Here is a 12,979-nt window from a genome sequence, read left to right as displayed (position 1 = left end):
CGCATATCATTATCCGCCATGTCCCGAAAGCCACCGGGATAAAGGATTCCATAGCAGGTCCGGTGCCCGACGCCCTACGATCATCCCCACATGCCCCATTTGCAGGGTCCGGCCTTCCGCAAGCCTTGGCGCGGCGGCCGCCGGAACGATCCGGTCCGTGGCGGAACGAATGGACAAGCCGGGACAGCGCAGGGATTCGATCTGCACGGCGCGGCCCCGCACCGTCCATTTCCCCGATCCGCTGATATTCCCGTGATAGAATGCCTCGAAGAGGTCGCGTCCCGCGGCAAAGGTCAAGTGCGCGCCGCCATTCGCCCAATCTTCCACCGCGAGGAAGGCGCGCTCATCGTCCGTTCCGTGCGGCGTGTCGGCAAAGGCCGCGAATTTCCGGATGGTTCGCGCGGGATCGAGGGCCCAGAAACCCGATTGAAGAACTTCCATCGGAACATAGCCAAGACGCTGGCATGTCGCCTTCGCGCCCCTCCATAGGCCGATGATCTGATCGAGGTCGGCTTGCGGGAAACCATCGAAATGCCAGGGGGCGGCGATGGTTGCGATGGCCCGCACCGGGTGCAGCATAGCCGCGCCCAGCGCCAGGCTGCCTCCAAGGCAATAGCCGACGAGGAGCGGGGGAGCGGGGAGCGCCGCCAGCATCGGAACCAGTCGCTCCGCTACATGGCCGTCCAGGCCGAGCGTCGAATCTTCTGCCGCAGGCGTTCCCCAGTCGACCAGATAGGCGTCATGTCCTTGTGCGGCCATGTGGCGCAGCATCGATCGGCTTTCCGATAGGTCGAGCACGGTGGGCGGATTGATGAGCGATGGCACGAAGACGACGGGATTACGCCCGCTCGCCTTGCCGTAACGCAGCAATCGGGCGTTTCCCGCCGCAGCAAAAACGGGGGCGGAAGGGGGCGGGTCGGGCCGCTCCGCCCACTGATATTTTTTCAGGCCTTCAAAAGCGCGGCGGCGCAATTCCGGGTCGCCCTCTGTTTCCCGCCATAAAATATCCAGGAAAAGCGGCAAGGGGCGGGGGCCATGTTGCGGCGCGGCATTGGCTTGTGCTAATGCGGAATGAGCAGGTGTGGGAGAGATGTCCATGGCGAAGTCCAAGACGGCAAACGAATCCGAGCCGGTGATTATCAAGAAATATGCTAACCGGCGGCTCTATAATACGGAAACATCGAGCTATATCACGCTCGATCTGTTGTCGCAGATGACTCGCGAGGGGCGCGAGTTCGTGGTGGTCGATGCAAAGACCGGCGAAGACATCACGCACAATGTCCTGACCCAGATCATCATGGAGGAAGAGCAGCGCGGCAAGAACATGCTGCCCGTCAACTTCCTGCGCCAGTTGATCGCGATGTATGGCGATTCCATGCAGTCGATGGTGCCGCAATATCTGGAGGCGTCCATGGATGCGTTCCGCAAGAACCAGCAGCAATTCCGGGAAGCGATGAAAGGCGCTTTCGGCGGCGGCCCCTTCGCGGAGATCGCCAAGCGGAACATGCAGATGTTCGAGGCCGCGGCCAGCGCCTTTGGCGGGAGCGTCGCTTCGCCGGCGGCGGCGGAGCCTGCGCGATCCGACGAAAGCAAGGATGACGAGATCGCCGACCTCAAGGCGCAGCTGGCGGCGCTCAACGCCAAGATCGACAAGCTGGGCTAAAGAGTCCCGCCCGCTCGCTTCGGGGGTCGACAGAGGCCGTGCGCGTGCCCTATGGCGCGCCATCATCCGCACTCAGGCAGCCTAAGGTCGACCCCGTGAAACACGCCCTTTCCGTAACCCGTGAACAGGATTTCGCCGCCTGGTATCAGGCGGTCATATCCGAAGCCGACATGGCCGAGGAAAGCGGCGTGCGCGGCTGCATGGTCATCCGCCCGTGGGGTTATGGAATCTGGGAACGCATCCAGAAGCTGCTGGACGACCGGATCAAGGCGACGGGCCACGAAAACTGCTATTTCCCGCTGTTCATTCCGCTTTCCTATTTCGAGAAGGAAGCGGAACATGTGGACGGCTTCGCCAAGGAAATGGCTGTCGTCACCCATCACCGCCTGATCCAGAAGGACGGCAAGCTGGTGCCGGACCCCGAAGCGAAGCTGGAAGAGCCGCTGGTGGTGCGTCCGACGTCCGAAACCGTGATCGGCGCGGCCTTTTCCCGCTGGGTGCAGAGCTGGCGCGACCTGCCCGTGCTCATCAACCAATGGGCCAATGTCGTGCGTTGGGAAATGCGGACGCGCATGTTCCTGCGCACCAGCGAGTTCCTTTGGCAGGAAGGACATACCGCCCATGCCACCGTCGATGAAGCGATGGACGAGACGATGAAGATGCTGGAAGTCTACCGCAGCTTTGCCGAGGAATGTGTCGCGCTTCCGGTCATCGCGGGCGAAAAGCCGGAGAATGAGCGCTTTCCCGGCGCGGTCGCGACTTATTCCATCGAAGCGATGATGCAGGACGGGAAGGCGCTTCAGGCCGGCACGTCGCATTTCCTGGGCACGACCTTCAGCCGGGCGCAGAACATCAAGTTCCAGAACGCCGAAGGGCAGCAGGAACTGGCGCAGACGACAAGCTGGGGCATGTCTACGCGCATGATCGGCGGACTCATCATGGTGCATGGCGACGACGATGGCCTGCGTGTCCCTCCGCGTGTCGCGCCTCACCAGATCGTCGTGGTGCCGATGCTGCGCGACACGGAGGAGGATGCCGCCATTCTCGACTATTGCTCGGCGCTGGTCGGCGCGCTGAACGGACAGGACGTGTTCCGCGAGCCGGTCCGCGCGCTGCTCGACAGGCGGCCTGCAAAGGCGGCCAACAAGCGCTGGGGCTGGATCAAGAAGGGCGCGCCGATCGTGATCGAGGTCGGCGGCCGCGATGTCGCCGGGGGGAATGTATCGGTATTGCGGCGCGACCGGCTCTATCGCGAGGATGGAAAGCTCGATAGTCGGATCATTGCCAAGGACGATTTCCTCGCGCAGGCCACGACAATGCTGGAGGGCGTCCAGCAGGCGCTTTTCGAGCAGGCACATGCCCGGCTGCACGACAATATCGACCGGACGATTGCGTCCCTGGATGATCTCAAGTCCCTTTTCGCAGCCAGTTCAAAGCCGGGCTGGGCGCTGGTGCAGTGGAGCAAGCCCACGGGCGCGGCGCTTGATAAGGTCGTGGAATGGCTGAAGGGGGAAAAGCTGACCCTCCGCAACATTCCCCTGGATGTGGAAGCCGCGGACGGGGCGTGCATCTTTACCGGGCAAGCCGCGGTGGAACGGGTTCTGGTGGGGCGCTCTTATTAAGCGGCGCATCAGATTGAGTCCCCTGACGCGAAGATGCTTTATATCGCCGGCAGTTTCTGGGCGGCAAAGCCCCAGCCTTTGAGTTTCGACGCACGCTCGATCAGGCGGTCGGCATCCTCGATCGTGAAGGGATGGGCATTTTCCACGCTTTCCAGTTCTTCCCAATCGACAGGCGCCGCGACGGGCGCTTGCGCCCGCGCCCGGGCGGAATAGGGGAGGATGGCCGTGCTCCCCCGCTGATTGCGCAGCCAATCGATGAAAATTCGTCCCTTGCGCTTGGCCTTGCTCATCGTCGCGACGAAGCGCTCCGGTTCCGCCAGGCTTAGCGCTTGCGCGAAGCGGGACGCGAAATCCTTGTGCGTGTCCCAGTCATGGCCGGGCGTGAGCGGAACGACCACATGCACGCCCTTGCCCCCGGACAGCATCGCGAAGGACATCAGCCCTATATCGCTCAACCGGTCGCGGATATCGCGGGCCGCACGCTTCACTTCCCCGAAATCCAGCCCCTCGTCGGGATCGAGGTCGAAGATCATCCGTTCGGGCTTTTCCACCGCATCGGCGCGGCTGGCCCAGCCATGGAACTCGATGGTCCCCATCTGCACGCAGGCGAGCAGGCCGTCGGCATCCTCGATGTAGATATAGTCTTCGCTGCTCCCGTCCTTTTCCCGGATCGGCACCTGCCGCACATGCTCGCCGAAGGCGCCGCTGTCATGCTTCTGGAAGAAGCATTTTTTCGCTCGTCCCTGAGGGCAGCGGACGAGGCTGATGGGACGATTCGCCGCAAAGGGAAGCATGAGCGGGGCGATGCGCGCATAGTAATCCGCCAGTTCGCCCTTGGTCTGGCCGCTTTCGGGGAACAGGACGCGGTCGGGGTTGCTGATCCTGATGCTGCTTTTGCTGACGGGGGCGGGTTCGCTCTTCTCGGGCTTTACGGTCCCGGCCTTCTTGTCGGCGCGCAGGCCCAGGAAGCTGCCATGGCGGATGCGCCCGTCGGCGGTGAATTCGGAAAAGGCGACCTCGGCCACCAACCGGGGTTCGATCCAATGCGCGCCCCGCGCTTCCGCCCTGTTGATCTCGACCGGGGCCTTGTCCCTTGCAAGCGGAGACATCGCCCTGGCCAGATCATCCATCGCCGTTGCATCGAAACCGGTGCCGACCTTGCCTTTGAAGACCAGCTTGCGACCTTCATGCTGCGCCAGGAACAGGGAGCGGAAGGGGCGTCCCTTCGCGCTGCTCGCGCCCCAGCCGACAATGACGAACTCCTGTCGCCGCGTGCATTTGACCTTCACCCAGCTTTTCGTCCGCGTGCCGCGATAAGGGGCGTCGACCCGCTTGGAAATAATGCCTTCCTGCCCGGCATCGCACATCGAACGATAGAGCGTTTCGCCCGCGCCGATGACATGGTCGGCGACATGAACGGGTGGCCTTGCATCATGCAGCAGTGCTTCCAGCCGCTCCTTGCGCTCGATCGTCCCCAAGGGTTTCAGGTCCATGCCGTCCAGCGCCAACAGGTCGAAGGCGAAGAAGCTGAACGGCGTTTCTTCCCTCTGCGCGCCGTGACCGCGTTTCAGCACGGCCTGAAGCGCGGAGAAGCTCGGATTGCCGTCCGCGCCGAAAGCCACGATCTCCCCATCGATCAAGGCCGGCGGGAGGTCGAGCGCGGCGATGCCGCGGGTCAGGGGGATGAATTTGTCGCTCCAGTCCAGGCCGCTGCGCGTGAAGACCTTCACCTGCTTTCCCGCGGCCGCGATCAGCGCGCGATAGCCATCGAACTTTATCTCATGCAGCCAGTCGTTGCCGGTGGGCACGCTGTCCACCAGGGTTGCGAGTTGCGGCGGGGAGAAGCGAGGCAGCGAACCGCTTCCCTTGCGGCCCCTGGGCTTCACCTGCGCATTGTGATCGCGCGCCGCCTGCATCTTTTGGGCGAAATCCTTGCCCTTGCTTCCCGCAAGGGATTGCGTTCCCGCCCGGTCCGCCGCGATTTCCGCCATGGACCGGCCGGTAAGAACGCTGGTCAACGCGCGGTCGACCAGCGGGGCGCCCGTGTCGGCCTCCTTGTCCTCGATCTTGCGGAGCAGCCAGTTCTCCCGCTTTTCGCCGGGCCTTCCCTTCATGCGGACAAGCAGCCATTCGCCCTTCATGCGCTCGCCATGCAGCACGAAATGGAGATGGCCGTCCTTCAGATCCGCGTCCTTGCCCGCAACCGGCTCCCATGTGCCCCGGTCCCACAGCATCACCGTGCCGCCGCCATATTCCCCCTTGGGAATAGTGCCCTCGAAATCGCCATAGCTGATCGGGTGATCCTCCGTCCGCACCGCCAGCCGCCGGTCGGCGGGATCGAGGCTGGGACCCTTGGTCACGGCCCAGCTCTTGAGCACGCCGTCCATCTCCAGCCGGAAGTCCCAGTGAAGGCGGGTGGCCTCGTGCTTCTGCACGACAAAGCCGTTGCCGCCCTTCGTCCGCATTTCGCCCTTCGGCTCGCGGGTGCGCGTGAAGTCGCGCTTGGCGTTGTAGGAGGCGAGGGCGTCGCGCGTGCCCATCAGTCTTCCCTGTCCCGCTTACGGGGGTCTAGCCAGCGCGTTTCGACGACGCGCAATGCCGTCAGCATCAGGACGGCGACGATCGCCGCGCTGATCACGAGCGGCCATTGCGCCGCCCCACAGGCAATGCCGATCATCCCCGCCAGCCATATATGGGCCGCGGTCGTCAGATTGTGGATTTCCCCTTTGTTGAACACGATCAGGCCCGCCGCGATAATGCCGGTGAAGGCGGCGGAGGCTTCGAACACGCGCAGGGGATCGATATTGCCCTCGCCCCGCAACTGTCTATGCAGCGTGATCGCGCTGATCGTCATCAGGGCGCAGGTGAAGCAGATGATGCCATGGGTGCGCATCCCGGCGGGGTGTCCCCGCAATTCCCGATCCAGGCCAAGAAGCAGCCCTAAACCCGCCGCCACGCCGAGCCGCGCCAGGATCGGTCCATCCACCAGATGCAAGGGCGTAGGCGCGTTCAGCTCCATGGTTCGCTCCTGCCTCGCCAATATGCACGCGCCATCGGAAACCCTCCCCGGACACAGCGCGCATGTGGAGGAGAAGTTCCCTCGATCTCCTTCAATGCGGCTTCGATCAGGGGCTGGGGCGTTGGCGCGCCGCGAGGCGGATGACGCCTATGCCCTTTTCGATCGCGATGTTCGTTCCGAACGGCGCTGACAGCCGTGCGAGGCGTTCGAGGATGCGCGCGCCGACCGCCGCATCGGCAAGATGCGGGACGCCGCGCTCCGCCCCCTTCGCCGTCACGCCCAGGTCAACGGGATACAGTCGGATTTCCGCAATCTGACCGTCGATGAAGCGGCTCTCCGCGATCACCGATTCATACAGGTTCGGGTCAGCGAAGATCGCCGCGCCGCGCGCCTGAAGGAACTCCGGCGCCGTCACCTTCGCCGGGTCGATGCCGAACTGGTCGTACATGTCCGCCGGGAGGTGATCGAGCGAGTTGTTCATCATCGCAAAGTTGCCGAGCGAATAGAAGATCGGCCGTCCCTTGTAGATCTCGATCCCGCGCAACTGGTGCGGGCCATGCGCGATGAAGGCGTCCGCGCCCTCGTCTATCGCACGGCGGGCGAAATCGACCGTGAAGGCGGGTGGCTGCTGCGTTTCCTCGTTCGGTTCGTGATTGTGGAAGGAAAAGATGACGAAATTGCCGTTCTGTTTCGCTTGCCGGATCGAGCGCAGATTGGCGGTCTCGTCCTTGCCGTTCGGCTCATATTCGATCGTCAGCGGCTGCTGGGGTGAGGGGGTGGCGCGATAGGTGCGTTCGCCCAGTGTCACCGGGGAACCGGGCTTCGCGCCCGCCAGCCTTCCCAGCACCGCGAGATCCGCGTCGGACACCAGCCCGATCTCGCGCGTGCGGATCACGTTCGCGCCCGGCCGTCCCGGCACCATGCCCAGCGGGTCGGAGGCCGGCGTCATCGGCGTGAAGGTGGAGGTAGCGGCCACCAATCCGATCCGGCCCGGCGGCGCGTCGAGATAATGCGGCGCGCGCGCTTCCGACATGGTGCGGCCCGTCCCGGCATTGACCAGTTTTGCCGCGTCGAGCCGCCGGATCGTTTCCAGCATGCCCTCCACGCCCCAGTCGGTCGCATGGTTGTTCGCGGTGCTGACGAGGTCGAATCCCATCGAGACGAGATCGTCGACCACCTTGGGATCGCCGAGCATCCATGTGCCGCCGGATTCGGCCTGCGGCGCGCCCTTGAAGGTGGAGAGGTCGAACACGACTTCCTCGAAATTGCCGTAAGTGACGTCGGCGCGGCGCAGAATGCGCAGCATCTCCGGCGACTTGCGTTCCATCGTCGCCAGCATGGGCCTGAGATAGATCAGGTCGCCGACCGCGGCGAGAGTGAACGCCCCGGCGACCGGCGTGCTGGGAACGGGGGTGATGGCAAGCGGCTCGCGCTCATTCGCCGCAGCCGGCGCTGCAAGGCCCGCCATCACCGCCACTATCGCAAGCGTCGCGCAGCGCGATCTTGCCATCCATCCGATGCGTCCAGCCCCCATCTGCCATTCTCCCGTTCAAACCGTGCCGAATTTGGGCAGAGGACTAGAATGTCTCGCTGTCATCAACCTGTCATGATCGGCGGTCCGGGTCATTCTTCGGCGCCGGGAAATCGACGATCGCGCGCAGGCCGCTGCCGCCCGTTCCATCCGCCAGCGCGACATGCGCGCCGATCCGCTCGGCCAGCGCGCGGACGATCGGCAGGCCAAGCCCGCTGCCGGGCGGCGCATTTTCCCGAGGGACGCGATAAAAACGGTCCCACACCTTTTCGCGCTCGGCTTCGGGAATGCCCGGCCCATCGTCTTCCACGATCAGCCGCACGCCCTTTTCCGCGCGCTCCACGATCACGCGAACGGTGCCGCCCGTGCGGTTGTAGCGTATCGCATTATCGACCAGATTGCTGGCCAGCTCTGCCGCCAGCGCCGGGTCGCCCAGCGCGGCGAGCGGAGCCTTCGCCTCGAACACTATGTCGACGCTGTCATTCTCACTCCGCGCGGCATGTTCGGCCGTCACGCGGCCAGCGAGCGCAGTGAGGTCAAACGACTGGGCCGGCAGGCTCTGCTGTTCATCGGTGCGCGCCAGTGCGATGAGTTGGAACAGCAGCCGTTCCAGCGTCTCCACGGCAAGGGTGATGTCGCGCATAGCCGCGCGCGCATCGGGCGTATGAGGACCCGCGCGGCGCAGCACGTCAAGATGCACGCGCGCCACCGCCAGCGGCGTGCGCATCTGGTGCGACGCATTGGAGGTGAACTGGCGGAGCGATGCGTTGATCTTCTCCAGCCTCGTCATCAGCCCGTTGAAGGATTCGACGAACGGCACCGCCTCGCGCGGCATGTCGGGCTGGAGATGGAGGCGGAATTGCGGTGACGGATCGGTCTGCGCCGCGCCGACCTGCCGGGTCAGCGCGGCGAAGGGCCGCAGGCCCCAGCCGATCGCCAGCCAGATCAGCAGCACCGCGACGATCAGCGTCGCCGCGCCTTCCCCCGCGATCTGGAGCGCGTAACGGCGGGTATAGGCTTGCTGGTCGTCGACATAATCGGCGATCTGGATCGCCACCAGATCGGGGCCGCCGTCCAGCCGGCGAATTTCGGTCGCTATCCTCGCCGGCCGGCCGTGCAGGGTTCCGTTGCGCAGATAGGCGGCCTGCGTCACACTGGCGGCATCTTGCGCGTGGACATAGCCGCGCACCATGGGGGTGCCGCGCGCCTGCTTGGGAAACTCGGTCGGCGGATGCCGATCGATCACGCCATCGTCGTCCAGGCGATAATCGGGGGGCGGGCGCAGGTCCGGATCGCCCATCAGCACCTTATTCCCCCGATAGACGCTGAAGTTGACCACAGGCCGGGCGCGGCGCTCCAGCAGGTGAATGACGATGGGGGCGATCTTCTCCCGCACGGCGGGCGGCTGACCGAAGGCGAGGCTGAGCGTGCGCACCGATCCGACCAGCACGCGATCGAGCGTTTCGGCTTCGGTGTTGCTCACCACCCAGCCGGCGATGCCGGTCAAAAGCGCGACGAGCAGCGCCACCGGCAGCATCACGGCCGCGATCAGCCGGGTCTGAAGCGACTTGTAGCGCCTGTGCGCCATCGTTCAGTGGGCCTCGATCATATAGCCCAGCCCGCGCACGGTGCGGATCGCAGGCCCCTTGTCGCCCAGCTTGCGGCGCAACCGCCCGATATAGACCTCCAGCGCGTTGATCCCGACATTGTCGTCGAAGCTGAACACCGAAGCGGAAAGCCGCTCCTTGCCCACCAGCCTGCCTGGCTGGGTCATCAGCATCTCCAGCACGGCCAGCTCCCGCGCGCGCAACGGCACGACCACGCCCTCCAGCAGCACGGTGCGGCTGGAACGGTCGAATTCCAGCGCGCCGAGCTTCAGCACCGGGGCCGGCGTGCCGTGCGCCCGGCGCATCAAGGCGCGGACGCGGGAATGCAGTTCGCGCGGGTCGAAGGGCTTGACCATGTAATCGTCGGCGCCGTGATCGAGGCCCGTGACGCGGTCGTCGATCCGGTCGCGGGCGGTCAGGATCAGGATCGGTGTCTTCACTCGCGACTGGCGCAGGCGGCGCAGCAGCTCGATCCCATCGAGGTCCGGCAGGCCAAGGTCGAGAATGATCGCGGCATAAGGCTCGCTCGGCGCGATCAGCAGCGCATCCTCGCCGCTGCCGACAATATCGACCGAGCATCCCTCGGACCCAAGGGAGGATGCGATCCCGCGGGCGAGCGCGGCGTCGTCCTCCACCAGCATGATGCGCATCCCGCTTTCCTTCGGTTGCATGCGTCCAATTCTTTCCGGAACTTCCTCGCACTCCCGCCAGCCACGTCAAGTGGAACGGCGCATTGAAAATGAAAAAGGGGGCGACCGCCGTGCGATCGCCCCCCTGTCCCTTTTCAGCGCCCTGTGCGACGCTGGATCAGAAGTGAACCTTCGCGCCGACATTCATGTAACGGCCGATCGCATCGTAGAAGATCGAGCCATAGGTGGTGAGCGGCGGCTTGCGGTCGAACAGGTTGTTGACGCTGGCGAACAGGGTCAGCCCGCCGATCGTCGCCTGACCGCCAAGATCGACATAGGTGCGGCTGCCGATCTTGTTGTTGGCAAGGTCGAGCAGGTGGTCATAATTGCCGCCGCCGACATAACGCACGCGCGCGTCGATGGAGAAGTCGCTGTTCGTGTAGGTGATCGAACCCGTGCCGCGCCACTTGGGCGTGCCGAAGTTGACGCCGTCGCCGACGTCGCCGGCGCGGTCCATGACCGTCACGCCGTTGTCGATCTCGACCTTGGGAACATAGGTCGCCAGGGCGCGGAAGCGCAGCGAGCCGGGCAGGTTGCCGATGCGGTCCAGCGGCAGGGTGTAGGACGCTTCCATGTCGATCCCGCGCGTCTTGTAGTGCGCCAGATTGATGTAGGTCGAATAGATCGTGGTCGGCGCACCGTTGGTATCGCGGACGATCTGGGCGCACAGCGTGGGATTGCCCCGGCCCTGATCGCAGCCGCTGATGATATCCTGCGCGCCGAGCGACACGATCGCATCCCGGATCTTGATCTGGTAATAATCGACCGAGAGGTTCAGGCCCGGCACGAAGGTCGGCGTGAACACCGCGCCCAGCGTCAGCGTGCTGCCGATTTCCGGCCGCAGGTTCGGGTTGCCGCCCGCATAGCGGGTGACGTTGTAGGTATTGCCACCCTCCGCGACCGAGAAGAAGCTGGTGGCGACCGTGGTGTACAGTTCCGTCAGGCTGCCTGAACGGATGTCGCGTGAACGTGATACGCGCAGCAGCAGATTGTCGAAGATACGGTCCGTCAGGCCCAGCTTCCATGACCAGATGCCGCCGCTGGTGCTGTAGTGGCTGTAACGCGCCGCGCCATTGACGTCGAGCTTGCTGAACGGCTGGTCGAGCAGCGGCACGGCCACTTCGGCGAAGCCTTCCTGCACGTTGAACCCACCGTTGAGCGGCGAGAAGTTGAAGCGGCTGAAGCCGCTCGCCGCCGACACCGGATCAAGGTTGCTGGTCGAGATGCTTTCCCAGCGCGCCTCGCCGCCGATGGCCACCGAAACCGGACCGGCCCAGGTGTCGAAGGCATCACCGCGCAGGCTGACGCCGGTCGAGTCCAGCTTGGTCGTGTAGGCGACATGCGCCTGGTTGCCGAACACATAGTTCACCGCCGCCGGATCGGCTGCGCCTTCGCCGAAGATGTTGAGTGGACGGCACGCGGTGCCGGGATCGGTGAGCGCAATGGCGCAGACGATGTTGTTATTGCCGTCGCGCACCGCATCCAGCGCGTTGGCAAGGTTCGTGCGGGTGATCTGGTTGTCGTAGCTCTGGGAATTTTTCAGTTCGCCATGGGAATAATAGGCGCTGTACTTCCAGTTGCCGTCGCCGATCACGCCGTCGACGCCGATCGCGCCTTCGATGTTGCGGCGGCTGAACCCGAAGGTGCGCATGCCGTAATCCTCGAACACGCGGCCGACCGTGATTTCCGTTTCCCCGGCTGCGGCGAGTTGGTTCTGCACGCCCTGGGTCAGGAACGGATTAGTAGCCGACAGCGTGTAGGTGCCGGTTTCCGCATAGAAGGGATATTTCGCCCAGATGCGGCTCACCGCGGCGTCGGCCCAGAAGGTCGCCTGCCCGACTTCATAGCTGAGGCGCGCATAGCTATTGTAGCGCTGGTAGGGGTTGGTCAGCGTATGCTCGCTGTTCGACGACACACCCTCGCCGCCGACCATGGAGCTGCCGCTCACCTGACCGAATTGGAACGGACGCAGCGAACCATCGGCATTGAAGGTCTGGCCCGCCAGGTCGCCCGAGGTGATCAGGCCGTTGGTGCCGAAATTGGAATAGAAAACATCGCGCGACAGGATCAGCTTATGCCCGTTGACGCCGCCGACCGGCGAAAACAGGTCGGTGCTGCCCACATTCGGACGCGAGAAGCGATCGAAGATGCCCATATCCTGCTGATATTCGCCGCCGATCATGAAGTGGCCGCGCCCTCCGGCGAAGCTGGTGCCGAACGAACCGTCGAAGCTGTAGCGGTGGCCGTCCCCGCGCGAGGAGATGCCGGTCTGCCCGCCGACCGTCAGCCCTTCGAGCTTGTCGTCGAGGATCAGGTTGACCACGCCGCCGACCGCGCCCGAACCCCAGGCCGCGCTGGCGCCGCCGGTGACGACCTCGACTCGCTTGATCATGTTCTGCGGAATCGTGTTCAGGTCGGCCGAGCCGGTGAAGCGGCGGTTGTTGAGCAGCGTCAGCGTGCGCGTCACGCCAAGCCCGCGCAGGTCCATCGCCGAGGACGAGGAATTGGTATTGGCGACCGTGCTGACCGGGGTCTGGGTCGCACGGAATTGCGGCAGGTCGTTGAGCGCCTGCGCAATGCTGGGACGCGCGCCCATGCGCAGGTCGACGTCGCTGACCACCGTGGTGGGGGTCGGTGCGTCGAACCCGGCCTTGTCGATGCGCGAACCGGTGACGATGATCTCGGGCTGCGCGTCCGCGTCGGCTGCGGCGTCGGTGGCCGGAGCGGTCTGCGCCAGCGCGGCGCCCGCCGCGAGCGAGGTCAGGAGGACGGCGGTGGCGGAGGTGCCCCTTAGAAGGACATGGCGCAGGCGATCACAATGAATTGACATGACTACTTCCCCTTTTGA

General features: G+C 64.6%; 9 protein-coding genes. 2 read left to right on the top strand and 7 right to left on the bottom strand.

Annotation, left to right across the window (positions count from 1 at the left end; translation table 11 throughout):
* Positions 1-9: 9 nt before the first annotated feature.
* Positions 10-1,098: an alpha/beta hydrolase gene (locus tag IQ35_RS00665; protein WP_242003262.1), complete on the bottom strand. Its 1,089-nt coding sequence runs from the start codon at positions 1,096-1,098 to the stop codon at positions 10-12.
* On the opposite strand from IQ35_RS00665, the gene phaR reads away from it, so the two are divergent.
* Both phaR and proS read left to right on the top strand, forming a co-directional pair.
* A complete protein-coding gene (gene phaR, locus IQ35_RS00660) occupies positions 1,097-1,663 on the top strand; it encodes a polyhydroxyalkanoate synthesis repressor PhaR (protein WP_145071593.1) in 567 nt (188 codons plus the stop codon). The genes IQ35_RS00665 and phaR overlap by 2 nt on opposite strands.
* A gap of 95 nt (positions 1,664-1,758) precedes the next feature.
* Positions 1,759-3,285 carry a proline--tRNA ligase gene (gene proS, locus IQ35_RS00655; protein WP_031292007.1) on the top strand — a complete coding sequence of 509 codons (1,527 nt, stop codon included), beginning with the start codon at positions 1,759-1,761 and terminating at the stop codon, positions 3,283-3,285.
* A 38-nt stretch (positions 3,286-3,323) separates the two neighbouring features.
* On the opposite strand, the gene ligD is transcribed toward proS, so the two are convergent.
* The 6 genes from ligD to IQ35_RS00625 form a co-directional block, all read right to left on the bottom strand.
* Positions 3,324-5,825, bottom strand: coding sequence for a DNA ligase D (ligD, locus tag IQ35_RS00650; RefSeq protein ID WP_145071591.1), 2,502 nt, complete (start codon positions 5,823-5,825; stop codon positions 3,324-3,326).
* Positions 5,825-6,304: an MgtC/SapB family protein gene (locus IQ35_RS00645; RefSeq protein ID WP_031292008.1), complete on the bottom strand. Its 480-nt coding sequence runs from the start codon at positions 6,302-6,304 to the stop codon at positions 5,825-5,827. The genes ligD and IQ35_RS00645 overlap by 1 nt, the downstream gene beginning before the upstream one ends.
* 106 nt (positions 6,305-6,410) lie before the next feature.
* Positions 6,411-7,814 carry a CapA family protein gene (locus IQ35_RS00640; RefSeq protein ID WP_242003261.1) on the bottom strand — a complete coding sequence of 468 codons (1,404 nt, stop codon included), beginning with the start codon at positions 7,812-7,814 and terminating at the stop codon, positions 6,411-6,413.
* Positions 7,815-7,908: 94 nt separating this feature from the next.
* Positions 7,909-9,423, bottom strand: a complete 1,515-nt coding sequence (locus tag IQ35_RS00635; RefSeq protein WP_021246529.1) for a sensor histidine kinase — start codon at positions 9,421-9,423, stop codon at positions 7,909-7,911.
* 3 nt (positions 9,424-9,426) lie between these two features.
* Complete coding sequence (locus IQ35_RS00630; protein ID WP_145071855.1) at positions 9,427-10,092, bottom strand: response regulator; 666 nt, start codon at positions 10,090-10,092, stop codon at positions 9,427-9,429.
* Positions 10,093-10,249: 157 nt separating this feature from the next.
* A complete protein-coding gene (locus tag IQ35_RS00625) occupies positions 10,250-12,961 on the bottom strand; it encodes a TonB-dependent receptor domain-containing protein (RefSeq protein ID WP_021246531.1) in 2,712 nt (903 codons plus the stop codon).
* Between the last annotated feature and the right edge of the window lie 18 nt (positions 12,962-12,979).

It is taken from the genome of Sphingobium wenxiniae (assembly GCF_007830065.1).
GTDB classification, from domain to species: Bacteria; Pseudomonadota; Alphaproteobacteria; order Sphingomonadales; family Sphingomonadaceae; genus Sphingobium; species Sphingobium wenxiniae.
The sequence above is the reverse complement of the archived record's forward strand: the minus strand, read 5'-3'. Positions and strand labels throughout refer to the sequence as shown.

What these genes read in the sequence shown, in the direction of transcription:
- phaR (WP_145071593.1), top strand. Translation starts at nt 1,097, where the DNA reads ATGGCGAAGTCCAAGACGGCAAACGAATCCGAGCCGGTGATTATCAAG.
- IQ35_RS00665 (WP_242003262.1), bottom strand. Translation starts at nt 1,098, where the DNA reads ATGGACATCTCTCCCACACCTGCTCATTCCGCATTAGCACAAGCCAAT.
- IQ35_RS00640 (WP_242003261.1), bottom strand. Translation starts at nt 7,814, where the DNA reads ATGGCAAGATCGCGCTGCGCGACGCTTGCGATAGTGGCGGTGATGGCG.
- IQ35_RS00635 (WP_021246529.1), bottom strand. Translation starts at nt 9,423, where the DNA reads ATGGCGCACAGGCGCTACAAGTCGCTTCAGACCCGGCTGATCGCGGCC.
- IQ35_RS00630 (WP_145071855.1), bottom strand. Translation starts at nt 10,092, where the DNA reads ATGCGCATCATGCTGGTGGAGGACGACGCCGCGCTCGCCCGCGGGATC.
- IQ35_RS00625 (WP_021246531.1), bottom strand. Translation starts at nt 12,961, where the DNA reads ATGTCAATTCATTGTGATCGCCTGCGCCATGTCCTTCTAAGGGGCACC.
- IQ35_RS00645 (WP_031292008.1), bottom strand. Translation starts at nt 6,304, where the DNA reads ATGGAGCTGAACGCGCCTACGCCCTTGCATCTGGTGGATGGACCGATC.
- ligD (WP_145071591.1), bottom strand. Translation starts at nt 5,825, where the DNA reads ATGGGCACGCGCGACGCCCTCGCCTCCTACAACGCCAAGCGCGACTTC.